At 64.3% G+C, this 22,643-nt stretch carries 25 protein-coding genes; 16 read left to right on the top strand and 9 right to left on the bottom strand.

Annotated features, from left to right (window positions below; genetic code table 11):
* Positions 1-164 precede the first annotated feature (164 nt).
* On the bottom strand, positions 165-659 hold the full coding sequence (secB, locus tag JL811_RS05635; protein ID WP_202687518.1) for a protein-export chaperone SecB: 495 nt from the start codon (positions 657-659) through the stop codon (positions 165-167).
* Between the two features lie 57 nt (positions 660-716).
* Positions 717-1,238, bottom strand: coding sequence for an FxsA family protein (locus JL811_RS05630; protein ID WP_202687517.1), 522 nt, complete (start codon positions 1,236-1,238; stop codon positions 717-719).
* Between the two features lie 160 nt (positions 1,239-1,398).
* On the opposite strand from JL811_RS05630, the gene JL811_RS05625 reads away from it, so the two are divergent.
* Genes JL811_RS05625 through JL811_RS05615 form a run of 3 tightly spaced genes read left to right on the top strand, consistent with a single transcriptional unit; the run spans position 1,399 to position 3,674 of the window.
* Entirely contained in the window at positions 1,399-2,058 is a 660-nt protein-coding gene (locus JL811_RS05625; RefSeq protein WP_202687516.1) for a Tim44/TimA family putative adaptor protein, read from the top strand.
* Positions 2,058-3,089 (top strand): murein transglycosylase A, encoded by a 1,032-nt coding sequence (gene mltA / locus JL811_RS05620; RefSeq protein WP_202687515.1) that lies wholly within the window; start codon positions 2,058-2,060, stop codon positions 3,087-3,089. The genes JL811_RS05625 and mltA overlap by 1 nt, the downstream gene beginning before the upstream one ends.
* 3 nt (positions 3,090-3,092) lie before the next feature.
* Positions 3,093-3,674 (top strand): Smr/MutS family protein, encoded by a 582-nt coding sequence (locus tag JL811_RS05615; RefSeq protein ID WP_202687514.1) that lies wholly within the window; start codon positions 3,093-3,095, stop codon positions 3,672-3,674.
* A 341-nt stretch (positions 3,675-4,015) separates the two neighbouring features.
* Here JL811_RS05615 and JL811_RS05610 read toward each other — a convergent pair whose 3' ends face one another.
* From JL811_RS05610 to hslV, 6 genes are all read right to left on the bottom strand, one after another.
* Positions 4,016-5,557: a CRTAC1 family protein gene (locus JL811_RS05610; protein ID WP_202687513.1), complete on the bottom strand. Its 1,542-nt coding sequence runs from the start codon at positions 5,555-5,557 to the stop codon at positions 4,016-4,018.
* Positions 5,554-6,885 (bottom strand): vanadium-dependent haloperoxidase, encoded by a 1,332-nt coding sequence (locus JL811_RS05605; RefSeq protein ID WP_202687512.1) that lies wholly within the window; start codon positions 6,883-6,885, stop codon positions 5,554-5,556. Before JL811_RS05605 ends, JL811_RS05610 begins: the two co-directional genes overlap by 4 nt.
* A gap of 73 nt (positions 6,886-6,958) precedes the next feature.
* Positions 6,959-8,164, bottom strand: a complete 1,206-nt coding sequence (locus JL811_RS05600) for an MFS transporter (RefSeq protein WP_202687511.1) — start codon at positions 8,162-8,164, stop codon at positions 6,959-6,961.
* Between the two features lie 93 nt (positions 8,165-8,257).
* On the bottom strand, positions 8,258-9,559 hold the full coding sequence (hslU, locus tag JL811_RS05595; protein WP_202687510.1) for an ATP-dependent protease ATPase subunit HslU: 1,302 nt from the start codon (positions 9,557-9,559) through the stop codon (positions 8,258-8,260).
* A 4-nt stretch (positions 9,560-9,563) separates the two neighbouring features.
* Positions 9,564-10,085: a GNAT family N-acetyltransferase gene (locus JL811_RS05590; protein ID WP_337924724.1), complete on the bottom strand. Its 522-nt coding sequence runs from the start codon at positions 10,083-10,085 to the stop codon at positions 9,564-9,566.
* On the bottom strand, positions 10,078-10,635 hold the full coding sequence (gene hslV, locus JL811_RS05585; protein WP_202687889.1) for an ATP-dependent protease subunit HslV: 558 nt from the start codon (positions 10,633-10,635) through the stop codon (positions 10,078-10,080). The genes JL811_RS05590 and hslV overlap by 8 nt, the downstream gene beginning before the upstream one ends.
* 121 nt (positions 10,636-10,756) lie before the next feature.
* Between hslV and JL811_RS05580 the strand changes: the two genes are divergently transcribed.
* From JL811_RS05580 to JL811_RS05520, 13 genes are all read left to right on the top strand, one after another.
* The gene (locus tag JL811_RS05580) at positions 10,757-11,656 is read left to right on the top strand and encodes a hypothetical protein (RefSeq protein ID WP_202687509.1); all 900 of its coding nucleotides are present in this window, start codon (positions 10,757-10,759) and stop codon (positions 11,654-11,656) included.
* Positions 11,657-11,722: 66 nt separating this feature from the next.
* A complete protein-coding gene (locus JL811_RS05575; protein ID WP_202687508.1) occupies positions 11,723-12,337 on the top strand; it encodes a ribonuclease D in 615 nt (204 codons plus the stop codon).
* 107 nt (positions 12,338-12,444) lie between these two features.
* Entirely contained in the window at positions 12,445-13,044 is a 600-nt protein-coding gene (gene lptC, locus JL811_RS05570; RefSeq protein ID WP_202687507.1) for an LPS export ABC transporter periplasmic protein LptC, read from the top strand.
* Between the two features lie 20 nt (positions 13,045-13,064).
* Entirely contained in the window at positions 13,065-13,577 is a 513-nt protein-coding gene (gene lptA, locus JL811_RS05565) for a lipopolysaccharide transport periplasmic protein LptA (RefSeq protein WP_202687506.1), read from the top strand.
* Complete coding sequence (gene lptB, locus JL811_RS05560) at positions 13,577-14,335, top strand: LPS export ABC transporter ATP-binding protein (RefSeq protein ID WP_202687505.1); 759 nt, start codon at positions 13,577-13,579, stop codon at positions 14,333-14,335. Before lptA ends, lptB begins: the two co-directional genes overlap by 1 nt.
* Positions 14,336-14,623: 288 nt before the next feature.
* Entirely contained in the window at positions 14,624-15,196 is a 573-nt protein-coding gene (hpf, locus tag JL811_RS05555; protein ID WP_202687504.1) for a ribosome hibernation-promoting factor, HPF/YfiA family, read from the top strand.
* Positions 15,197-15,229: 33 nt separating this feature from the next.
* Complete coding sequence (locus JL811_RS05550) at positions 15,230-15,694, top strand: PTS sugar transporter subunit IIA (RefSeq protein ID WP_202687503.1); 465 nt, start codon at positions 15,230-15,232, stop codon at positions 15,692-15,694.
* 6 nt (positions 15,695-15,700) lie between these two features.
* A complete protein-coding gene (queG, locus tag JL811_RS05545; RefSeq protein WP_202687502.1) occupies positions 15,701-16,771 on the top strand; it encodes a tRNA epoxyqueuosine(34) reductase QueG in 1,071 nt (356 codons plus the stop codon).
* A 182-nt stretch (positions 16,772-16,953) separates the two neighbouring features.
* A complete protein-coding gene (locus tag JL811_RS05540; protein WP_202687501.1) occupies positions 16,954-17,388 on the top strand; it encodes an ElaB/YgaM/YqjD family protein in 435 nt (144 codons plus the stop codon).
* Positions 17,389-17,396: 8 nt separating this feature from the next.
* The gene (locus tag JL811_RS05535; RefSeq protein ID WP_202687500.1) at positions 17,397-17,798 is read left to right on the top strand and encodes a hypothetical protein; all 402 of its coding nucleotides are present in this window, start codon (positions 17,397-17,399) and stop codon (positions 17,796-17,798) included.
* Between the two features lie 143 nt (positions 17,799-17,941).
* Positions 17,942-19,720, top strand: coding sequence for an SLC13 family permease (locus JL811_RS05530; protein ID WP_202687499.1), 1,779 nt, complete (start codon positions 17,942-17,944; stop codon positions 19,718-19,720).
* 188 nt (positions 19,721-19,908) lie between these two features.
* Complete coding sequence (locus tag JL811_RS05525; RefSeq protein WP_202687498.1) at positions 19,909-20,091, top strand: PLD nuclease N-terminal domain-containing protein; 183 nt, start codon at positions 19,909-19,911, stop codon at positions 20,089-20,091.
* Positions 20,092-20,538: 447 nt separating this feature from the next.
* Complete coding sequence (locus JL811_RS05520; protein WP_202687497.1) at positions 20,539-21,600, top strand: PRC-barrel domain-containing protein; 1,062 nt, start codon at positions 20,539-20,541, stop codon at positions 21,598-21,600.
* A 147-nt stretch (positions 21,601-21,747) separates the two neighbouring features.
* Here JL811_RS05520 and JL811_RS05515 read toward each other — a convergent pair whose 3' ends face one another.
* Entirely contained in the window at positions 21,748-22,473 is a 726-nt protein-coding gene (locus JL811_RS05515; RefSeq protein WP_202687496.1) for a UTRA domain-containing protein, read from the bottom strand.
* Positions 22,474-22,643: the final 170 nt, after the last annotated feature.

Here is a 22,643-nt window from a genome sequence, read left to right as displayed (position 1 = left end):
GGATGGCCCCGACCCGCACTGCTGGCCCGCCGGGCGTCCGTTCCGCGATATGGACATGCAGATCGGTGTTGCCGGTTTTGGCCCGCGCACGGCCGGGAAGGCGGCAGGATGGTCCTGCCCCTTCGGATTGGCCGCGCGCAGGGCATTCTGCCCCGGCCCCGGGTTCAGGAAACCGGTTGTTCGGCCTTCTGCGCTTCCATCCGGCGGGCCAGTTCACTGCGATAAAGTGCAAGGAAATCGACCATGTCGATATTCAGCGGCGGAAAACCACCATCGCGCGTCACGTCCGAGATGATGCGCCGCACGAAGGGAAACAGCAGGCGCGGGCATTCGATCAGCAAGAACGGATGCAACTGATCCTCGGGCACATTCTCGACATGGAAAACCCCGGCATAGTCCAGTTCGATCAGGAACAGGGTTTCGTCCTTGGCCTTGTTCTTCGAGGTGATGCGGTATTTCGTGATGATCTCATACTGATGATCGGCCGCCCGCTTGCGCGCATCAAGGCTGACGGAAACCTGCGTGTCGGGCTGCACGTCGCCATCCTGAAGACCGCGCTGCGCCACGCCGTTTTCAAAGGACAGATCGCGCACGAATTGCGCCAGAACCTGCATTTTCACCGGAAGCGGGGAATCCGCCAAACCGTTTTCTTCCGCCATATCCCAATACTCCCTGTCAGATTGTCGGGCGCGTCATAGCAGGTCGCTGGCCCGTCCTCAATGCTCCGTCCAGCCGGAAGGACGCTGACCCGGGCGCCGGGGTGCCGGAACATCGGGCGGCAATCGCGGGCCGCCACGCCCCTCGGGCGTCACGTCTTCCCATTCGCCGTCAATGATGCCGCCGTCACGCGGTCTGCGCCCGGTACTGCCCCCCGGCCCACCGCCCGGAAAGATCCTGACCCGCGATGCGATCCTTGCAATGATGAGACGCCGCAGCGGCGGAATCAGCAGCAGAAAGCCGATCGTATCGGTGAAAAACCCGGGCATCAGCAGCAGAACCCCGGCAATCAGCAGCATCGCGCCATGGGCCAGCGGCGACAAAGGGTCGCGCAGGGCCGCTTGTTCCTGCCGCAGATCCTCAAGCACGCGAAGCCCCTGCCAGCGCACAAGCGCGGTGCCGATCACCGCCGTCAGCAGCACAACACCCAGCGTCGGCCAGAGCGTCAGCAGGCCGCCGACCTGAATGAACAGCGCGATCTCGATCAACGGGATCAGGATGAAGGGCAAAAGAAGCCACATTGTCGACGTCCTTTCCGCCCCTTCCGGGGTCTTTCGGGCATAAGCCTGCGGGTCTGGCGGTAGACTTGCGCCCACCCCTGCCCTACATAAGAGCAAAGCGGGGCGATACCAACCTCCCTGCAACGCCACATGGCCCCGCCGGGGGGATCCGAGGAACCGTATGAACAGCTCGCTCATTCAACTTCTGGTGCTCGCAGGCATCGCCGTCTTTCTGATCCTGAAACTCCGTTCGGTTCTTGGAACTCGCGAAGGGTTCGAGAAACCGACGCTGCCCGCGGATGAGGCCACGCCGGTCCGTCGCCGGGGGTTTGAGGTGATCGAGGGCGGGCCGGATCGCGACATCACCGACAATGTCCCCGAAGGATCGCCTGCCGCAGAGGCGCTGGCCGCGATGAAGGCGGCAGAGCCGTCCTTTTCGGTTTCGGAATTCATGGGCGGCGCGCGCGGCGCCTATGAGATGATCGTCATGGGCTATGAGAATGGCGATATGGACAGCATCCGCCCCTTCCTTGCGCCCGATGTCTTCGAGACCTTCGCCGGTGCCGTCGAGGCGCGCGAGGCGCAGGGCTACACCGTCGAGGCCACATTCGGCGGCGTGCGTGAGGTGGCCGTGCAGGATGCGACCTTCGACGCCGAAACCGCCGAGGGTGAGATTTCGGTGCGCTTTGTCGGGGAACTGACCACCCTTGTGCGAAACAAGGAAGGGGAGATCGTCGAAGGCAGCGCCACCGAGATCAAGCGTCAGCGCGATGTCTGGACCTTCGCGCGGCAGATGGGCGCGGATGATCCGAACTGGCTTCTGGTCGCGACCGGGGACTGATGCTTGCCGCGGCCCGATCCATCGCGCTTGGCCTTCTGCTGGGCCTGAGCGGCATGGACGCGCGCGCGCAGATGCTGGACTTCGAGGCGCTGGACGGCTGGGCGGAGGATGACCACCGCGCCGCCCTGTCGGTCTTTCTGGACACCTGCGATCTGTTGACCGATCCCGACTGGCGCCCGGTCTGCCGTCTTGCCCCGCAGGCCATGACCAGCCGCGAGGCCGCGCGCAGTTTCTTCGAATTGCTGTTCCGTCCGGTTGTGATTGGCGAGCCGCCCGCGCTTTTCACCGGCTATTATGAACCCGAACTGCCCGGATCCCTGACGCGCACGCCGCGGTTTCTCTATCCGATCCATGCCCGCCCGCCCGAAGTGCAGGATGGGGTGCAATGGCTGTCGCGGGCCGAGATCCAGCGGTCGGGCGTGTTGCGGGGCCGGGGGCTGGAGGTTGCATGGCTGGATGACCCGGTTGAGGCGTTCTTTCTGCAGGTGCAGGGTTCGGGCCGTATCCGCCTGCCCGACGGACGGGTGTTGCGGGTCGGTTATGGCGGGCGCAACGGTCATGCCTATCGGTCGGTCGGGCAGGAAATGGTGCGGCGCGGCATTGCGACCCGCGATCAGGTTTCGGCGCAGGGGATCAAGGCCTGGGTGCGCGCCAATGGTGCGGTGGGGCAGGACCTGCTGCATCACAACCCGTCCTATGTGTTCTTCCGCCGCCTGCCGGATCTGCCTGCCGAAAAAGGGCCGATCGGGGCGATGGGTCGATCCATCACCACGATGCGATCCATCGCGGTCGATCCGGCCTTCGTGACGCTGGGCGCGCCGGTCTGGATCGAGAAGGAAGGCCGCGCCCCGATCCGCCGGTTGATGATCGCGCAGGATACCGGCGGCGCAATCAAGGGCGCGCAGCGGGCCGATATCTTTTTCGGCACCGGGCCTGATGAGGGGCTTGCGGCGGGCACGCTGAAAGATGGCGGACGGCTGGTGGTGCTGCTGCCCATCGAACGGGCCTATGCCCTGTTGCCGGAGGGTTGAGCCATGGCCCGCCGCCGCCATTTGCGCCCCGATGAGGAACAGCTCTGGGGGGCGGTCGCCCGATCCATCACCCCGATGCATGGCGCCACCCTGCGCAAGCGGCTGGAACAGCCCGGGGAACCGGCCCCTGATCCTGTGAAACCGGCGACTGAGCCGCCGCCGCCCCCGTTCCGCGCCGGGTTCCGGATCGGGGAAAAGGCCCGCCCCACCGCCACCCGCGACGCCGAAACCGCCCCGGTCCGCATGGATGCCAAGGCCTTTGGCAAGATGGTGCGCGGCAAGCTGATGCCCGAGGCGCGGATCGACCTGCATGGCATGACGCTGAACGAGGCGCATCCCGAACTGATCCGCTTCATCCTGAATGCGCAGACGCAAGGCATGCGGCTGGTGCTGGTCATCACCGGCAAGGGCAAACCGGGGCTGGACCATGACCCGTTTCCCCATCGCCGGGGCATTCTGCGTCAGCAGGTGCCGCATTGGCTGCGGCAGGCCCCGCTTGGGCCTGCGATCCTGCAGGTGACCGAGGCGCATCTGCGCCATGGCGGCGGTGGTGCGCTTTATGTCTATCTGCGGCGGGGGCGGTGACGGGGCGGCGAGATCTTCCAGCGTTGCAGAAGTTGCCCCCTTCCGTTTTCAGTGACCGAGGCCATCGCCTCGGTCAGTTGAAGCACTGAAAACAGACCCGTTCGGTGGCCATGGCCACCGGACAGCGCCTGCCTGCCCCTCGGCAGGCGCTTTGCGCCAGCCCAGTCAGGCGCCGTCCTATGGCATCGCATATTGAAGACGGGCCTGCCGACACTGGGTCGAAGCGGGCGGGGAAAAGCAGTGCTTTTCCTGATCCGCCCGAACACCGCGCCGCGCGCCTGCGTTGGATCTTTTCCTGTGCTGGCCTGATGATGCGGCCTTTGCCGCATCCGGCCAGAAACTCAGCGCGTGATCCGGTGAAGGCGGCCTGCCTCCAGCCTTTGCCAATCACCTTCGCTGCCATCGGGCCAGATCACCCGGACCTCTGCCTCTGTCGCCGTGCCCAGCCCGAAATGCCATGGCACCAGTTGCCCGCTGACATGGCCGCCGCCGATCAGCACTTCGCGCCGCTGCGTCCCCGCCGCGTCGCGCAGTTCGATCCATGATCCGATAGCATCCCGGTTGCCGCCCTCCTGATGCAGCGCCACCGCCAGCCAGTTGCCCGCGCCATCGGTCACATTGCGCCAGATCTGCGCGGGCGTGCGACGGTTCACCACCACCAGATCGGTCAGACCATCTGCATTGAGATCCAGCACCAGCGCCCCGCGCGCAATCTCCATACTGGCAACCCCCGCGCTGTCCGCCATCTCGGCAAAGCGGCCATCCTCTTGCTGCACCAGCAGGTTGTTGGGGTCGCGTTCAGCGAAGTCGGGCATCTTGTCGACATTGCCTTTGGCCACGAAAAGATCCAGCCGCCCGTCATTGTTCACATCCTCGAATTGCGGATGCCATGCGGTCGAGGGGCGCACATCATCCCCGGTAAAGGGCCGGTGCGCCGTCACCCCCAGCCGCCCCGCGATATCAGAGTAACGCGGCCTGCCCGGCCCGCTATCCGGTGGAAAAGTCTGCAGCCGGTTGTCGGCCATCGAGGTCAGGTAGAAATCCGGGTAGCCATCACCGGTGATATCGGCCGACGCGATGCCCATGCCCCAAAGCCGCAGCCGCGCCCAGCCTTCCTCGGCGGTATAAAGGCGCGGTGGCTGGCCGGGCTCCATCCGCCAAAGCTGTTCCTGCCCGCCCTTGAAATATTCGCGGTCATTCGACACCCGCAGATCGCGCCGCCCCGACCGGTCCCAGTCGGAAAACAGCATCGACAGGGGGCAATGCGCGGGTTCCAGCATAAGGGGGGCGGCATAGCCCCCGCCCGCAACGGGCCGGAACAGCGGGTTTTCGGTGCAGGAGCCCCATGGAAACGCCTCCTCCCGCCGGTCGACATAATTGCCGAAGGCCAGTGTCGGCCAGTCATTGCCCGGCTCCCATGTCGCGGCAAAGGCGGTGGTCCAGCCATCGCCGCCGTCAAAACCCCAGGCCTCATTCGCGCGTTCGAACCGGCAATCGCCAAGGCCCCGCAGCAACAGGTTTTCTCCCACCCGCAGCACGGCCAGATCGGTGATGCCATCGCCGTCGATATCCAGCGGATAGGCCCCTGTCACCGCCTTCATCGCCGGGCCATCCGCCACCGGTTCAAACCGCAGCGGGCCGCCGGGTTCGGACAGGTTGCGCCACAGGCCTGCCGGGCCCGCGCCCCCGGCCAGAAACAGATCTGGCAGCCCGTCACCCGAACAGTCAAACCCCGCACCCCCGCCGCCGACCATATAGTCCCAGTCACCGGTGAAACGGCTTTCAACGCCACTGGTCGCGGTTTCCTCGGCGAAACGCGGTGCGGCGGGCGGGTCGGCCAGCGCGGGGGAGGCAATCAGCAGCAGCGTGGCGGAACGGATCATGCCCGTGTCCTCAGCGCCGTGACATGCGCGCCGACACAATATCCCTGATCCAGCCCCTGTTCGATGGCGGTGCGGAAATGGATGCCGCCGTAAAGCCGCGAAATCGCGGCCTCGCTGGCGGCCTCGCGAAAGCCGGTGAAGCTGCGGACCGGCAATCCGTCATCGACATGGGTTGCGTCTTCAAAGGCGAAATCCTCACCAAACAGATGGATCAGAACCGCCGCCGCCGCCCCCGACTGTGTGGAATGGCCCGACGGGTATTCCGGGAAAGGCGGGGTAATCAGAAGCGGTTCCCAGGCCGGATCAACGGCCCGGCGGATCGCGGTGACGGGGCGGATATAGTCATGGTGATATTTCTGCTGCCAGCAGGCGATGAACCCGTCGGCGATCGCGATGCCTAAAAGCGCCAGCCCCTCGGCCAGTCGGTCGGCGGGCAAGGCGTCGCGTTCCGCAATGTCCAGCAGGATCCAGACCCAATGCCCCGGCGGGGTGGGCGACAGCATCGGATCATCCGACCAGAACCGCGCGATGATCTTCTGTTCTTCGGTCAAAGCCTTTGAGACCTCGTAAACCTCGCGCATCTCACGCTGGAACTCCGATGCGGGATCGTCCGAATAGGGCGGCGGGACGGGCAGGGCGCAAAATTCCCCCGGTGGCAGGGCAAAGGGGCGGTTTTTATGCCAGTCCGGCAGCAAGGGCGCCTGTTGCAGCGCAATACCCGAGGTCGGAACCCAGGCATCCGGCGCGTCACGGCGGGGCCAGTCCTGCGGAAATCCCATGTTCAGCACCGGATCACCGCCATCGGACGCCGAGGCGGCGATGACATGCCGGGCAATGGCCTGCCCCAGCGTAATACTTGCGGTCGCGGTTTCAGCGGACAGACCGTCGGTTGCGGCGGCATGGATGCGGCGGTCCATCGCGGCCATGGCGCGCTGGCCGGTCGGGCCGGTATTGCCGAAGAAATGCGGCACCGCCAGCGCCATCGCGCCTTGCAATACTGCGCCCGGATCGCAGGCATGATCGGCGGGAGGCCCGGCCCCGACCCCGCGCAACTGACTGGCCAGCGGTTGCAGGCCGGGCCGGGTTGCCGCCATCGCCTCATGACAGGTGATGCCCAGCCAGGCAAAGGCGCGGCTGGCCACGGGGGGGGAATAGGTGGGCGTATGGCGCACCAGTTCAAGGATCAGTCGATACCATGGGATGATGATATCCCGCGCGGGGTCGGTTGCCGCCTGCGCCCTGCCCGCCCCTGCCCCGATCAGTAATCCTGCCGCGCCCGTCGCCAGCAATGCGCGCCGCGTGATACTGCCCTTTGCCGCAAAACCCATGCCGCATCCTCCGTCCTTCGGGCAAAGCCTAGCCGTTTGCGCCCCCGCTTGGGAACAGGATTTCGCGCAGGCGTCAGACCCGGCTGTGCCGCAATCCCGTCCAGACCAGCAGGCAGGCCAGCGCGAAATAGACCGCGATCCCCGTCATCTGCCGCGGATAATCCAGACCTGCGTCAATCAGCCCGCCGGTCAGCAGCGGCCCCAATGCCGAACCCAGCACCATGACCGAGGCCCCCACCGCCTTGATCGACCCGATATGCCGCGTGCCATAGACCTCGGCCCAGAAGGCGGTGGGTACCGTCGCCTGCGCCCCCGCCGTCAGGCCCATGAACACCATCAGCGGGGCCGCCTGTGCCAGATTGTCGGCCTGTCCCATCAACAGGAAGAAAGCCACCAATGGCAGTTGGTAGAACGCCATCAGCCGGACCGCGCCGACCCTGTCCACCAGCCAGCCAGAACCCAGCATTGCCACGACCGTGGCCGCCGAATAGACCGGAAAGATCGCGACCAGCGCGACATGGGGCCAGCCCTTAACCTCGGCCAGATGCACCTGCTGAAAGAAGAACGCGGTGTTGAAAGCCGCAGGCCCCAGAAGGGCAGGGATCAGGAACCAGAACAGCGGATGGCGCAAGACCTCTGCGCGGGTCCAGTGCCGGCCCTCCATCCCTGTCGATTGCGATTCCGCAGCCATGCTTTGCGGTGTCCGCTCGGCCCGCAACAGCGTCAGGATCACAGGCAAACAGATCAGCAGGATACCCGCCGCCACCAACCAGAGCGTTCGCCAGTCTGCCAGCGCCTTGGCGGCCACAAAGCTGAGGGGCAGGCTGACCTCGCCCATTGAAAATCCTAGGGCAGCGATTGCCAGTGCCCGTCCGCGATTGGCCACGAACCAGCGGGCCATCGCGACGCCTGAAATATGGCTCATCATCCCCTGACCCAGTAACCGCAGGAGGAAGATCGTCAACACCAGCGCCCAGATCGCAGAGGAGACCGACATCAGCACGCAGGCCAGAACCAGACCGGTGATCACTGCAGCCGCCAGCACCCTGACCCGGAACTTGTCAGTCAGAACGCCGGACCACAGCATGACGACCGCCGATGCGGTGGTCGCAACGCCATATATGGCGCCCCAGCCCCCATGCGACAGTCCGAATTCGAACCTGATTTCCCCTGCGAAAACCGATATGAAATAGGTCTGCCCGAAACTGGACAGCCAGGAAATTAGGAACCCCGCGAACAGGAATTTCGCATTGGTCCGCAGGAATGTGAAAATCGGCATCTTGCGCCCTTCGGATGGATCTACATCCCATCGGCACATGAAAAAGGAAAGGGGTGGTATGGCAGAAAGCTGCGGGGAAAGGCCGCCCTCGGCTTAAAGCACATAGCGCGACAGATCGGCCGAACGCGACAGTTCTCCCAGATGTGTCTCGACAAAGGAATCATTCACCGTGACCGCCTCACCCCCCCGGTCGGGCGCGGTGAAGGAAAGCTCCTCAAACACCCGTTCCAGAACGGTATAAAGTCGCCGCGCTCCGATGTTTTCCACCGACTGGTTGACCTCGGCGGCGATGCGGGCAAGGGCTGCGATACCGTCTTCGGTAAAGTCCACGGTCACGCCCTCGGTGCCCATCAGCGCGGTATATTGCAGCGTCAGGGCATTGTCGGTTTCGGTCAGGATGCGCACGAAATCCGCCTCCGTCAGCGCGCGCAGTTCCACGCGGATCGGCAGGCGGCCCTGCAATTCGGGCAAAAGGTCCGAGGGTTTGGCGATATGGAACGCGCCCGAGGCGATGAACAGGATATGGTCGGTTTTCACCGGCCCGTGCTTGGTGGACACGGTCGTGCCCTCGATCAGCGGCAGCAGGTCGCGCTGCACGCCTTCGCGGCTGACATCGGCGCCGCGGGCATCGGCGCGGGCGCAGACCTTGTCGATCTCATCCAGAAAGACGATGCCGTTTTCCTGCACCGCCTCAAGGGCTGCGGCCTTCACCGCTTCGTCATCCAGCAATTTGTCGGCCTCTTCGCCGATCAGCAGGTCATGGCTTTCGGCGACGGTGATCTTCTTGCGGGTCTTGCGCTGGAAGGCCTTGCCGAACAGGTCCTGCAGGCCCTGCATCTGCGCCTCCATTCCGTTGCCCATGCCGCCCATCATCGGAAAGGGGCTGGCAGTGTCGGCCAGTTCCAGTTCGATCACGGTATCGTCCAGCTCCCCCCGGCGCAGCTTGGCGCGGAACATCTCGCGCGTCTGTTCGCGCGCGTCGCGGCCCGCGATGGCCTCGATCACGCGCTCCTCGGCGGCGGCCTTGGCGCGGGCCTTCACCTCCTCGCGCATGCGTTCGCGGGTCTCGATCATCGCATTGTCCACCAGATCGCGGATGATGCTGTCCACATCGCGCCCGACATAGCCCACTTCGGTGAATTTCGTCGCCTCGACCTTCAGGAAAGGCGCTTTCGCGAGCTTCGCCAGACGGCGCGAAATCTCGGTCTTGCCCACCCCGGTCGGCCCGATCATCAGGATATTCTTGGGATAAACCTCATCGCGCAGATCGTCGGCCAGTTGCTTGCGCCGCCAGCGGTTGCGCAGCGCCACGGCCACGGCGCGCTTGGCCTCTTTCTGGCCAATGATAAAGCGGTCGAGTTCGGACACGATTTCGCGGGGGGTGAGGTCGGTCATGGGGTCAGTCCTCTGGATGGTGGCGCATCAGCAGGCAATCGCCGGTGCGGCCCTCAAGTTCGGGGATCGGGCGGAAGCCCGCCTTCGCATAGGCCCGGACGGCGCGCAGGTTGGCCGGGTCCGGGTCGATGATGATGAAATCCTGGCCGCGCTGTCGCAGAAGCGCCACGAACGCGCGCAGCACCGTTGATCCGATGCCCCGCGACAAATTCGCGGAATCGGCCAGGGAAAGGTCCACACCCACGCTATGGTCGGGCAGGTCGAGAATCCATGGGGCATTGCCCAGCCATGGCTCCACCCGGTTATCGGCGATGCGCCACATCTGAATGTAGCCACAAGGAATACCTGCGATTTCGAACAGGAAAGGCTCGGTCGTATCGCGTCCCTCGATCATGTCGCGGATATAGCCAAGCTCGGTTTCCGCATCGCCCCACCATTCGCGCCAATGCGGTCGCGCCAGCCAGTCCGCCAGCAGCGGCAGATCGGCAAGGGTCACGGGCCGGAAGGTGATGGGGGCCTCAGCCACCGATCACCTCAACCGTCAGGTTGCCATTGGTATAGACGCAGATCTCCGCTGCAATCGCCATGGCACGGCGGGCGATGTCTTCGGCGGGCATGTCGGTGGTCATCAGACCCCGCGCCGCCGCCAGCGCGTAATTGCCGCCCGACCCGATGGCCGCCACGTCATGTTCGGGTTCCAGCACATCGCCTGCCCCGGTGATGACGTAAAGATCCGCGCCATCGGTGACGATCAGCATCGCCTCAAGATTGCGCAGATATTTGTCGGTCCGCCAGTCCTTGGCCAGCTCCACGCAGGCGCGCGCCAGTTGTCCGGGTACGGATTCCAGCTTTTTCTCAAGCCGTTCCAGCAAGGTGAAGGCATCCGCCGTCGAACCGGCAAAGCCCGCCACGACATCGCGCCCGCCGGGCGACAGGCGGCGCACCTTGCGGGCCGATCCCTTGATGACGGTCTGGCCAAGGCTGACCTGTCCGTCGCCCGCGACCACGACCTGTCCGCCGCGCCGAACGGCAAGGATCGTCGTGCCATGCCAGCCGGGAAATCTGTCATCCGCCATTGCGTCCTCGTCGTTTTGCATCCTTTGGCCCTATATGGCCGGGGCAAAGCCGCTTCACAAGGTGACTGGCTTTCGCAGCAGGCCGCGCCGGTGCAGGATCGCGCGCAACAAAGGGACCGGAATGACCGCGACGGATCTGCATTTCTACCTGCCCAGCCCCCTGCGTGAGGACAGCGCGGCAGGGGCGGTCAATATCGCCACCCGCATCGCGGCGGCGGTGGCGCCGTTCGGCTGGCGCGCGCAATGGCATGGCGACAGCCCGGCCGAGCGGGCCCGCGCCCTTGGCCCCGGCTATCACCTGTTTCACATGCAGGAACCGGTCGGCCCGCGCTGCCTGACCCTGCGCCGCGCCTATGCCTATCCGTTCTGGCAGATCGAGGCGACGAATGAGCGCTGGAATTTCGACGTGGCCAAATCCGCCTTCGACCCGACAGGCGTGGATATGGCCACCGCGCGCCCCTTCTTCCGCCGCATGGGCCGCAAGCTGCTGGGAGAGGGGGATGCCACATCCGAAGGATTCATCTTCATGCCGCTGCAGGGGCGCTTGCGCGAACAGCGGTCCTTTCAGGCCCTGAGCCCCGAAGCGATGATCGCGGCAACGCTGGACCATCTGCCGGGGCGCCAGATCCGCGCCACGCTGCATCCGCGCGAAACCTATGACGCCGCCGATCTGGCGATGCTGGACGGGATCGCCGCCCGCTTTCCCCGGTTTCGCGTGATCCGGGCCGATGCGCGCGACGCGTTGCGCGCCTGTGATCTGGTGGTGACGCAGAATTCGTCTGTGGCACTTTCGGGATATTTCGCGCGCAAAAGGGCGGTGCTGTTCGCAGGCGCGGATTTTCATCATATCGCCGGATCGGTGCCGCGCGACGGGCTGGCGACGGCCTTTGCTGGGCGTGAGGGGCGCGTGCCGTTCGTCGCCTATGCCGGGTGGTTCTTCGGTAGTTGCATCAATGCGGGCGCGCCCGATGCCTCCGCGATGATCCTTGCCCGGTTGCGGCGGCATGGCTGGCCGCTGTGATCGCGGCTTTCTTCCTGCCCCCGACGCGCCTATAAACGCTGCGATTGCCGCAAGACGGGACGCCCCATGACCATCCATCTTTACCGCAACGATCTTCCGGACGGACTGAAACTTGGTCCCGTGGTCGCCATTGATACCGAGACGATGGGCCTTGACCCGCGCCGTGACCGGCTGTGCCTTGTGCAGCTTTCCTCGGGCGACGGGCATGCCCATCTGGTGCAGATCGCGCGCGGCCAGACCGAAGCGCCGAACCTGCAACGCCTGCTGGCCGATCCGGCGGTGCTGAAACTGTTCCATTTCGGGCGTTTCGACATTGCCGCGATGCAGAACGCCTTTGGCACGGTCACCGCTCCGGTCTGGTGCACCAAGATCGCCTCGCGCCTTGTGCGCACCTTCACCGACCGGCACGGGCTGAAATACCTGCTGGCCGAACTGGTGGGCGTCGATGTGTCGAAGCAGCAGCAGACCTCGGACTGGGGGGCTGCCGACCTGACCGAGGCGCAAAAGGAATATGCCGCCTCGGATGTGCTGTATCTGCACAAGCTGAAGGATGAACTGGAAAAACGGCTGATCCGCGAGGGGCGTCTGGCGCTGGCGCAGCGGCTGTTCGACTTCCTGCCGACGCGGGCCGAGCTTGACCTTCTGGGGTGGGATGAACCGCTGGACATTTACCATCATTGACGGGGCATCACTGACCGGGCGGCGGAGGACCGCCAAGCGGTTCGGCAGCGGCTTGGCGCGGTGCGCCCAAGGGATTACCTTTTGCGCGGATGGCAGGGGACGGTCGCATGACGGGCCATGACAATTTCCATTCGGCGCTGGTCTCATGGCTGAAGATCATCCTGCCGCTGATCGCGCTGGCGATCCTGTCGACGCTGTTCCTTGTCGCGCGCACCGTGGATCCGTCCGACGCCATTCCCTTTGCGCAGGTCGATATCGAGGACCGCGTGCGCGAGCCGCGCCTGACCCTGCCGACATGGGCGGGCGTGACCGATGACGGCGCCGCCCTGACCGTTGCCGCAGCCGAGGCCCGGCCCGGGGATGGCAGCCCGAGCGCGGAAAAGCTGGTCGCGCGGCTGGAAACCCCGGACGGGGGCAGCGCCGATCTGGTGTCGGATCATGGAAGACTGGACCCTGAAACCAACCGTCTGATCGTGTCGGGCGGGGTGGTGCTGAGCACATCGACCGGATACCGGATCCGGACCGAAGAGATGAGCGCTGCCCTGGACCGGACCGGCCTTTTGTCCGAACAGCCGGTCACCGCAACCGGACCGGCAGGACGCATCGACGCGCAATCCATGACGCTTTCAGAAAAATCAGGGCAGCCGGGGCAGTATCTTCTGGTTTTCAAGGGCGCGGTGAAGCTGCTATACCAACCGGCAGATTGATCTCTTTTCCGAGGAATGGCATGTTTTCTGGCCTTCGCCCGCTTGCCTTTGTCCTGATCGCCGCAGCACTTGCGCCGATTGCGGCACCATCTGTCCATGCGCAGGGTGCGCAGATCGACTTTGGCGGGATGCAGCAGGATACCTCGCTGCCGGTTGAGGTTACGGCGGATCAGCTTTCGGTCGATCAGGCCAATGGCAGCGCCACGTTTAGCGGCAATGTGCTTGTCGGTCAGGGTGAGATGCGGCTTTCGGCGGCCGAGGTGCAGGTGGAATATACCGAGGGCGGTGGCGGCATCGAACGGCTGCATGCCACGGGCGGGGTGACGCTGGCCAATGCCACCGATGCCGCCGAGGCGCAGGAAGCGGTCTATACCATCGCCAGCGGTGAGGTGGTGATGACGGGCAATGTGCTGCTGACACAGGGGCCGAACGCGATTTCCGGGCAGCGGCTGGTCATCAACCTGACCACGGGCAGCGGCGTCATGGAAGGGCGCGTGCAGACCGTGTTCCAGCCCGGCGCATCGAGGAACTGATGACGCAGCCCGGTCTGAGCGTGACAAAGGGCGATGCGGGACTGGTCATCCGCAATCTGCGCAAAAGCTATAAACGCCGCCCGGTGATCCGCGACGTGTCGATGGAACTGAGCCGGGGAGAGGTCGTGGCCCTGCTTGGCCCGAACGGATCGGGCAAGACCACCTGTTTCTATGCCATTGCAGGGCTTGTGTCACCCGAGGGCGGGCAGGTTCTGATCGACGGGCGCGATGTGACGCCCTTGCCGATGTATCGGCGCGCGCGGCTGGGCATCGGCTATCTGCCGCAGGAAGTGTCGATCTTCCGGGGTCTCAGCGTTGAGGACAATATCCTTGCGGTGCTTGAGATCGTGCTGTCGGACCGTCACAAGCGGCGCGAACGGCTTGAGGAACTGCTGTCGGAATTCTCGATCACCCATCTGCGCCGCGCGCCTGCGCTGGCGCTGTCGGGCGGGGAACGGCGGCGGGTGGAAATCGCGCGCTGTCTGGCCGCCGATCCGAAATATCTGCTGCTGGACGAACCCTTTGCCGGGGTGGACCCCATCGCGGTCGGGGAAATCCGGCATCTGGTCGCCGATCTGAAGCGGCGCGGTATCGGGGTGCTTATCACCGATCACAATGTTCGCGAGACGCTGGAGATCGTGGACCGCGCCTATATCCTGCATGACGGCAAGGTGCTGATGTCCGGCACCACCGACGAGGTCGTGCGTGATGAAAACGTGCGCCGCGTCTATCTGGGCCAGAATTTCCGCGTCGGCTGAACCTTGCCGCCTTTCGCCATGCCCCTCCGGGCCTTGCCTGCCGGGCCGTTGTGGCGGGCGGGCGCGCCTGCGCCGCGACCATGGCGCCCCCACCCCCTGCCCCGACCCAGACCCCATTGACAAGCGGCGGTCCGCTGCGGCCAAATGATCCCAATGCTTGCGATTTCCGCCCGGCGTGAACACATCCTTAAGGATATGTCCGCCTCATCAGGGCGGTGCTTGAAACCCATCGGCAGGACTTTCCGCAAGGTGCGGAAAGGCAACGAGCCGAAGTTAGAAGGAGGGATCATGCGGTATCAGATCAGCGGGAGGCAGATCGACATTGGTGAGGCGCTCACAACCCATGTGAAGGCCGAACTGGGTGAAACGGTCGAGAAATACGCCCAGCGACCCACCGATGCCGTCGTGATCTTTTCCCGCAACGGGCACGAACTTGTCTGCGAGGCGACGATCCACCTTTCGACCGGGCTGAATGCCCAGGCCAAGGGCCATGCCACCGAAATCTATGCCGCCTTCGAATCCTGCCGCGAAAAGATGGACAAGCAGCTGCGCCGCTACAAGCGCCGGTTGCGCGACCATCACCGTGACCGCACGGCACCTGTTGAGTTTGATGGCGGATCCGCCTATATCCTCGCCGCCGAGGAACAGGAGGACGCCGAACCCGACACGCTCACGCCCATGATCATCGCCGAGATGGAAACCAAGGTTCCCTCCATCACCGTGGGCGAGGCGGTCATGCAGCTGGAACTGGCCGGGCAAAGGATGCTTGTCTTCCGCAACGAAGGACATGGCGGGGTAAACGTGGTCTATCGCCGGGATGACGGCAACATAGGATGGATCGACCCGCGCAACAGTAAATGACGTCCCTGCGGGGGCGCGCAGGACGAAAAACCTATGGATCTTTCCAAACTGCTGAACCCGAGTTCTGTCCGATTCATCGGGCAGACCACCAGCAAGAAACGTCTTTTCCAGGATATCGGAGAGGTCGTTGCCGCTGCGCACGGGGTCAATGCCTCGGTCGCGCTGGAAGGGCTGCAGGAACGTGAAAGCATGGGACCGACCGGTGTGGGGCATGGCATCGCCTTGCCCCATGCCCGGCTTCATTCACTTGACCGGATTGTCGGAGTGTTCATGCGGCTGGAAAAGCCGCTGGAATACGATTCGGTCGATCGTCTGCCCGTCGATCTGGTTTTCGCGCTGTTCGCGCCCAAGGATTCGGGGGTCGATCACCTCAAGGCGCTGGCGCTGGTCAGCCGCACCATGCGCGATGAGTCGATCTGCACCAAGCTGCGGGCCAATAGCGACCCGGCGAAACTTTATGCCATCCTGATCGAATCCCGCGCGCCGCAGGCGGCCTGACCGGATATGCCGAGGCCGGTCGATCCCGCCGCCCTGACCCGCGCCCTGCGGGACCGGGCGCGGCAGGAAGGTTTTGCCGCCACCGGCATCTGTGCCCCCGATGCCACGCCGCTGACCGCCGGACGGCTGACCGCCTTTGTCGAGGCCGGGCGGCATGGCGATATGGGCTGGATGGCCGAACGCATGGGCTGGCGCGGATCGGCGGCGGCGCTGTGGCCCGAGGCGCGGTCGGTCATCATGCTGGCAGAACTTTACACGCCCGAGGCCAACCCGCTGCCGCTGCTGGATCTGCGCGACCGGGGCGTGATCTCGGTCTATGCGCAGGGGCGCGACTATCATGATCTGGTCAAGAAGCGGCTCAAACGGCTGGGCCGCTGGCTGCTGGATCAGGCACCGGGGGAGGCGATCAAGGTCTTTGTCGATACTGCCCCGGTGATGGAAAAACCGCTGGCCGAGGCGGCGGGGCTGGGCTGGCAGGGCAAGCATACCAATCTTCTGGGCCGTGATCTGGGCAACTGGTTCTTTCTGGGATCGATCTTTACCACGTTGGATCTGCCGAAGGACGCGCCCGAGATCAGCCATTGCGGAAGCTGCACCGCCTGTCTGGATATCTGCCCGACCCGAGCCTTTCCCGCGCCCTATCAACTGGATGCGCGGCGCTGCATTTCCTATCTGACCATTGAACACAAGGGCCCGGTGGACCTCGACCTGCGCGTGGCGCTGGGCAACCGGATCTATGGTTGTGATGATTGTCTTGCCATCTGCCCCTGGAACAAATTCGCGAAAACCGCGTCTGAATCGGGTTATGCGCAGCGTCACGGCGCCCCGCCGCTGGCCGAGCTTGCAGAACTGGACGATGCAGGCTTTCGCGCGCGCTTTGCAGACAGCCCGATCAAACGCATCGGGCGGGACCGATTTCTGCGCAATGTGCTGTATGCCATCGGCAATTCCGGCGATCCGGCTCTGCGCAGCAGTGCGGCGGCGCATCTGGCCGATCCCGATGAAACCGTGGCCGATGCCGCGCGCTGGGCCTGCGCCCGGCTTGATGCCGTTGCGGCAGGCGCGGCCGCGACCTGACAACTCTTGGTCTGAAATGCGACCTTGTCGCGCGAAACCGACGTAGCGTCACAAACCCGTGAGGGAACCGATTTCCACCTCGTCGCGTTACCCCGCCGAGACGCGCAAGCCGCGCCGTTTCCGGACGACAGCTGTGAAGCCGCGCGGTCGTGTCAGGTGAAATCGTAACAGGAGAGCCCCAAATGGCCAGTTCTGACGTAAGTAATATCCGTTCCGATGCCGCGAAGATTGCCAAGACCGCCAAGGACGGTGCGTCAGCCGCAGCCGCCGAGGCCGAGGCCCATGTTCGCCGCGCCGCCGACGATCTGGGCGAGACGGCAGAACTGACCTATGAAGAAATGAAGGAGCAATTTGCCGTGTTGAAGGCTGATCTGGAAGTGCTGGGAACCAAGATGGCCGATGCTGGCCGTGAAAGTGCCCGCGATGTCTACCGCCGCGCGCGCCGCACCGGTCGCCGTGCCGTTTCTGCCGCCGAAGAAGGGGTCGATTATGTTGGCACCCAGTTCGACGACACGCTGACCCGGGCCGAGAATTTCACCCGGGAACGTCCCGGTACGGCGCTGGGCCTTGCCGCAGGTGCAGGCTTCCTGCTGGCGATGATGCTGTCGCGTCGCTGATGCCCGGAATGTTCCAGAGGATCGTACAGGATCTGCAACTTCAGGCCCGGAACCTTGTTCTGGGCCTGATCGGTGGCATTCTGGTCGCGATCGGGGCGGGCTTTCTGGTAACCGCGCTCTGGATGCTGCTGGCGGAACAGTTCGATGCCAAGATCGCCTCGCTGGTCATCGGCGGGGTGATTCTGGGGGGCGGGCTGATCGTCATGGCCTTGCGCGGTTCCGGCCGCAGTTCGGGCCATCGTTCCAAGTCCGCACGTCTGGATGAAGAACAGCGCCTTGCCGCCGCCGCTGCCGCGCGCCAGTCCCGGCCATTCGGGCCGGGCGGACCCTATCCCGCGCTGATGGAGGCGTTTCTGCTGGGTGTGACCACTTATCTGCAGATCCGTGGGGCCACCCGTCCCCGGCGCTGAAGGATCCGCAGCGGCAGATCCCGCCGAATGACTTGATTTCGGATGCGTTCCGGTATCTGAAATGAGTGAACCGCGTCCGGTGCCTTGCCTCGGGCGCGGTTTTTTGTTGGGCTTTTGTTGGCACGGTCTTTCCGGGGGTTCGGATGACGGTTGAGCAGATCACGCTTCTGTCGCTGTTTGCAGCCGTCATGGGGCTGATGATGCATGGGCGGCTGCGCCATGATCTTGTTGCCTTTGGTGGGCTGCTGATCGGGGTGGTGCTGGGCCTTGTGCCGGCCGATCAGGCGTTTTCGGGGTTTTCCCATCCGGCGGTGATGACGGTGGCGCTTGTGCTGATCGTTTCGGCGGGGCTGATCCGCACCGGGGCGGTGCAGTTGCTGGGCGGACTGCTGTCGCGGCCCGAGGCACCGGTTCCGGTGCATATCGGGCGGATCGGCGTGGTCGGCACCGTGCTATCGGCCTTCATGAACAATGTGACGGCGCTGGCGATTCTGATGCCCATCGACATGATGACGGCGCGCAAGGCGGGCCGCGCGGTGGCCATGACCCTTATGCCGCTGGCCTTTGCGACCATTCTGGGCGGGATGCTGACCCTGATCGGCACGCCGCCCAACCTGATCGTCTCGGGTTTCCGGCAAGAGGCGCTGGGCAGCCCGTTTGCGATGTTCGATTTCGCATGGGTCGGCGGGCTGGTCGCGCTGGCGGGGTTGGCCTTTATCGCCCTTGTCGGCTGGCGCCTGATCCCGGTGCGGCAGGAGGATAGCAGCGAAAGTGATCCGGCCAATGTGATGCGCGATTTCGTGGCCGAACTGGTGGTGCCGGAGGAGTCGCGCGCCGCCGGGATGACGCGGCGTGAGATTGACGTGATTGCCGACAAGGCCGATGCCACGCTGATCGCGGTGCAGCGGCGGGGCAAGCGCGTTTATGGCCGTGCGGGCCTGTGGCAGATCGAACTGGGCGATATTCTGGTGATCGAGGCCACCCCCGCCGTGCTGGAGGAGTTGCGCCTTGAACTGCAACTGGCCTATCCCGACGGGCTGAGCGCGGATGCCCCGCGCGTGGCCGAAGAGGGTGAGGCCCTGATCGAGGTTGTCGTTACCGAAGCCTCGCGCATCAGCGGGCATACGGCGCGGCAACTGCATCTGTCGCGTGATCATGACAGTGTGCTGCTGGGCATCCTGCGGCAGGGCCGGACGATCCGCAGCCGGTTGCGCGATACGCGGGTCCTGCCGGGGGATATCCTGCTGCTGCTTGCCCCCGAAACGCGCGAGGAATCGCTGATCGCATGGCTGCGGGTCCTGCCACTGGAACGGCGCGAAAACGTACTGCGCGAAAACCGCGCGATGATGGCGGTGGGGATGTTCGCCCTTGCCATCGCGATGGTCAGTTTCGGCTTGCTGGACATGCCGGTGGCGCTGGGTCTTGTGGCGCTGGGCTATGTGCTGACCCGCATCCTGAATGTCGAGGAACTTTACGATCATGTCGACTGGCCGGTGATCGTACTGCTGGCGGCGATGATCCCGCTGGGTCTTGCGATGGATACGACCGGCACTTCGGCGGTGATTGCCGGGGGGCTGATCCGGCTGACCGAGGGACAGCCTGCATGGGTGGCGCTGCTCTTGCTGATGGTTTCGACCATGTGTCTGTCGGACATGCTGAACAACAATGCGACCACGATCCTTGCCGTGCCGGTCGGTCTGCGGCTGGCCGAGGCGACGGGGACCAATCCCGACAGTTACCTGATGGGCATTGCGGTTGCGGCCTCCTGCGCCTTTCTGACGCCGATCGGGCATCAGAACAACACGATCATCCTTGGCCCCGGGGGCTATCGTTTCGGCGATTACTGGCGGCTTGGTCTGCCGCTGGAGATAATCGTGCTTGCCGTGGGCGTGCCGGCGATCCTGATGTTCTGGCCGCTGTGACGGATCCGCGTTGCAGACCGCTTCGGGGAGCAATGACAAATCCGGGACAGTGATATTTGTCACCGGACATATTTAGCGGGAACCGTCGGCGGGTTTCCGCGTTTGCCATTCACGAAAAGATGAAACCGTCCCGGCAGTCGCTGCGCAGAGCGCAGGCACCGGGGCCAGTATGACAGGAGCATCGGGCAATGTCCGTGCAATATTCAGGCCTTCTGGGCCTTCTTCACCTCGCGCTGGTCATCTGGGCCGCGGTCTCGATCATCGGGTCGGGGGCAGGCAACGGGGCCAAGGTCTTGTGGATCCTGCTGGTTTTGCTGTTCCCGATCGTCGGGCTGATCATCTGGTTCATTGCTGGTCCGAAATCCCGCTGACCACTGCAGATGCGCAAAGGCGGCGGTTGCCCGCCTGCAGGAAATGCCAGCAAAAGAGGAATAAGGGGGCGGCCTGTCAGGCGGCCCCTTTCGCATTTCAGGGTGGCCATCCGGGCCGTGTGGTGATTGCCCAGGCGGACCGGCGCGGCCCGGGCAGGAAACTGCCTGCCCATGTCACAGACGGGAACCTTTCAGTCATGACCGGGTTGAGGGAGTGAAGGTAAAAGGCCTTGCCGTCCCCGGACGGACCTTGGGCCAGCTCGCTTAATCCGCATCCTGTGCGCCGTGCCCCGCCTGCCGGGTCACGGCCCTTGGTGACTCTGGTAGTGTCCCACAAGTTTTTGAAATAATTTTATTTTCTATCCGGATCAAGGAACCCGCAACAGATCGGGGCGTTGTCTGTCCATAGTGCCCGACGCCGGGCGCGACTCAGAACAGGAGACCAAGATGAAGCATCTCATGCTCAGTTCAGCACTTGTCACCGTCATGTCCTTCGGGGCCATGGCGCAGACGGATCCGGCCACTGAAGTGCCTGCCGATCCGGCGACTGACACCATGTCCGACACCGCGACCATGCCCGATGCCACGGCAGGCAGCGCCCCCGCCGATATGGCTGCAGGCGCCGGCGACATGGTTCCGGCCTTTCTTGCCTCTGATTTCATCGGCATGAATGTTCACGCGATTGATGCAGAAACTCTGCCTGCCGTCGAAAATGCCGACACCGATCCGGCTTTTGACCGTTCGGCACGCTGGAGCAGTTCCGATCGTTTCGCGGCTCAACGTGAAACCTGGGAAGACATCGGCAATATCGGTGATGTTGTCATGACGCAGGATGGCGCTCTGCGCGGTATTCTGGTCGATGTGGGCGGATTCCTCGGCATCGGTGCGCGCACCGTGATGGTGGATATCGAGAGCCTTTACTTCGTTGCCGACGACACCACCGCCGAAGAGCTGAGCGACTTCAATGTCGTCGCGACCTACAGCCGCGAACAGCTTGAGGCCCTGCCGGAATACGATGCCAGCACCCTTGGCACCGGATATCCGATGCAGGACTGGTCGATGAATGACGCGGCTCCGGCGGGCGGCTATGCCGATGCGACCGACCCGGCAGCGGCGCCGTCGGGTGAGATGGCCAGCGATACCGCCGCTGACACGGGCGGCCCTGCGGCTGAACCCATGGCCGAGACGGAGCGCCTGACCACTTCGGAAGATCCGGCCTTTGCTGCGGTCGAACCGGGTGATCTGACTGCCGAGCAGATGATCGGCGCGACGGTTGAGGATGCCGAGGGCAATTCCGCCGGTTCAGTCGAGGATCTGGTTCTGGATGACCAGAATGGCGTTTCGGATGTGATCGTCGATGTCGGCGGCTTCCTTGGGATCGGCGCGCGTCGCGTCGCCCTTCCGATCGAAGGCTCGCAGATCATGTGGAATTCGGAAACCGATGAGCTGCGCATTCAGGTTTCGATGACCAAGGAACAGCTGGAAGAACTGCCCGAACATCAGGGCTGATCTGATCGGTATCTTGTGTAAGTGACTTGTGTAGAAGCTGTGCTGCCGGGATCGACGTTTCCCCGATCCCGGCAGACCGAGGGCCCGCGCAGCGCGCGGGCCTTTGGCTGTTCCGGCGCCAGATTCCGGGGTCTGATCAGACCAAAGTCAGAATCCGGTGCGGATGCGGTGGTCGGGTTGATGGTAAAGATGCAGCAGACCGATTGATTTCTGCCGCGCCCAGCTGATCCGCCGCACCAGCAGAACCGGGGTATCTGGCGCGATGGCCAGATGAAGCGCCGCCGCCTGTGGCGCGGCAATGGCCGAGATTTCGATCGTCACCCGTTCCAGCGGCCGGTTGCGCAGCAGCCATTCGTCAATCGGCATCTGTGTCAGATCGGCCTGCAGGATCTCGGGCGCGGCGAGAAGGTTCAGCACGCGGGACTCGAACTGAAACGGCTTACCATCGGCCAGATGCAGCGCGTCATAGCGAAAGACCCTAGCCCCGGCGGCGATGGCAAGGGCGCTGGCCTCGTCCTGCTGTGCCGGTCCGGTCTCGGCGCGGATCACGCGGAAATCATGGGCATGACCGGCCTTGCGGATCGCATCGCCAAGGATCGGCACCTCCAGCGGGGCCTTGCGCACCGGATTGGCCGCAACAATCGTTCCCCCCCGGCGGCGGCGTTCCAGAAACCCGGCCTGTGCCAGATCGCGCAGCGCCCGCCCGACGGTTGACCTTGTGCAGCCGTAATGCGCGGCCAGATCCGCCTCTTTCGGGACGCCGTCGCCCGGCTGCCATTTCCCGCTCTGGATCCGTTCCAGCACATCGGCACGGATCATCTGCCAGTTCACCGGCGCGGTAAGGGGGGAGGACAGCCTGTTTGTCGTCGTCACTGGGAATCCTTGTCGCCTAGGGTGCTGGTCAGCCGTCCCGATAGGCCGGTTCTGCCCCGGAACCGGTCCTGCGCAAAGACCGGATTCCTGTCGCTGTTCCGAAACCTATCCATTTTTTCGATTGACGCAAGAAATAAGCGTAAGCATATTCAGCGCCAAGACAGGTCCGT

It is taken from the genome of Szabonella alba (assembly GCF_016765775.1).
Classification (GTDB): Bacteria; Pseudomonadota; Alphaproteobacteria; order Rhodobacterales; family Rhodobacteraceae; genus Szabonella; species Szabonella alba.
The sequence above is the reverse complement of the archived record's forward strand: the minus strand, read 5'-3'. Positions and strand labels throughout refer to the sequence as shown.

What these genes read in the sequence shown, in the direction of transcription:
- secB (WP_202687518.1), bottom strand. Translation starts at nt 659, where the DNA reads ATGGCGGAAGAAAACGGTTTGGCGGATTCCCCGCTTCCGGTGAAAATG.
- JL811_RS05630 (WP_202687517.1), bottom strand. Translation starts at nt 1,238, where the DNA reads ATGTGGCTTCTTTTGCCCTTCATCCTGATCCCGTTGATCGAGATCGCG.
- JL811_RS05625 (WP_202687516.1), top strand. Translation starts at nt 1,399, where the DNA reads ATGAACAGCTCGCTCATTCAACTTCTGGTGCTCGCAGGCATCGCCGTC.
- mltA (WP_202687515.1), top strand. Translation starts at nt 2,058, where the DNA reads ATGCTTGCCGCGGCCCGATCCATCGCGCTTGGCCTTCTGCTGGGCCTG.
- JL811_RS05615 (WP_202687514.1), top strand. Translation starts at nt 3,093, where the DNA reads ATGGCCCGCCGCCGCCATTTGCGCCCCGATGAGGAACAGCTCTGGGGG.
- JL811_RS05610 (WP_202687513.1), bottom strand. Translation starts at nt 5,557, where the DNA reads ATGATCCGTTCCGCCACGCTGCTGCTGATTGCCTCCCCCGCGCTGGCC.
- JL811_RS05605 (WP_202687512.1), bottom strand. Translation starts at nt 6,885, where the DNA reads ATGGGTTTTGCGGCAAAGGGCAGTATCACGCGGCGCGCATTGCTGGCG.
- JL811_RS05600 (WP_202687511.1), bottom strand. Translation starts at nt 8,164, where the DNA reads ATGCCGATTTTCACATTCCTGCGGACCAATGCGAAATTCCTGTTCGCG.
- hslU (WP_202687510.1), bottom strand. Translation starts at nt 9,559, where the DNA reads ATGACCGACCTCACCCCCCGCGAAATCGTGTCCGAACTCGACCGCTTT.
- hslV (WP_202687889.1), bottom strand. Translation starts at nt 10,635, where the DNA reads ATGGCGGATGACAGATTTCCCGGCTGGCATGGCACGACGATCCTTGCC.
- JL811_RS05580 (WP_202687509.1), top strand. Translation starts at nt 10,757, where the DNA reads ATGACCGCGACGGATCTGCATTTCTACCTGCCCAGCCCCCTGCGTGAG.
- JL811_RS05575 (WP_202687508.1), top strand. Translation starts at nt 11,723, where the DNA reads ATGACCATCCATCTTTACCGCAACGATCTTCCGGACGGACTGAAACTT.
- lptC (WP_202687507.1), top strand. Translation starts at nt 12,445, where the DNA reads ATGACGGGCCATGACAATTTCCATTCGGCGCTGGTCTCATGGCTGAAG.
- lptA (WP_202687506.1), top strand. Translation starts at nt 13,065, where the DNA reads ATGTTTTCTGGCCTTCGCCCGCTTGCCTTTGTCCTGATCGCCGCAGCA.
- lptB (WP_202687505.1), top strand. Translation starts at nt 13,577, where the DNA reads ATGACGCAGCCCGGTCTGAGCGTGACAAAGGGCGATGCGGGACTGGTC.
- hpf (WP_202687504.1), top strand. Translation starts at nt 14,624, where the DNA reads ATGCGGTATCAGATCAGCGGGAGGCAGATCGACATTGGTGAGGCGCTC.
- JL811_RS05550 (WP_202687503.1), top strand. Translation starts at nt 15,230, where the DNA reads ATGGATCTTTCCAAACTGCTGAACCCGAGTTCTGTCCGATTCATCGGG.
- queG (WP_202687502.1), top strand. Translation starts at nt 15,701, where the DNA reads ATGCCGAGGCCGGTCGATCCCGCCGCCCTGACCCGCGCCCTGCGGGAC.
- JL811_RS05540 (WP_202687501.1), top strand. Translation starts at nt 16,954, where the DNA reads ATGGCCAGTTCTGACGTAAGTAATATCCGTTCCGATGCCGCGAAGATT.
- JL811_RS05535 (WP_202687500.1), top strand. Translation starts at nt 17,397, where the DNA reads ATGTTCCAGAGGATCGTACAGGATCTGCAACTTCAGGCCCGGAACCTT.
- JL811_RS05530 (WP_202687499.1), top strand. Translation starts at nt 17,942, where the DNA reads ATGACGGTTGAGCAGATCACGCTTCTGTCGCTGTTTGCAGCCGTCATG.
- JL811_RS05525 (WP_202687498.1), top strand. Translation starts at nt 19,909, where the DNA reads ATGTCCGTGCAATATTCAGGCCTTCTGGGCCTTCTTCACCTCGCGCTG.
- JL811_RS05520 (WP_202687497.1), top strand. Translation starts at nt 20,539, where the DNA reads ATGAAGCATCTCATGCTCAGTTCAGCACTTGTCACCGTCATGTCCTTC.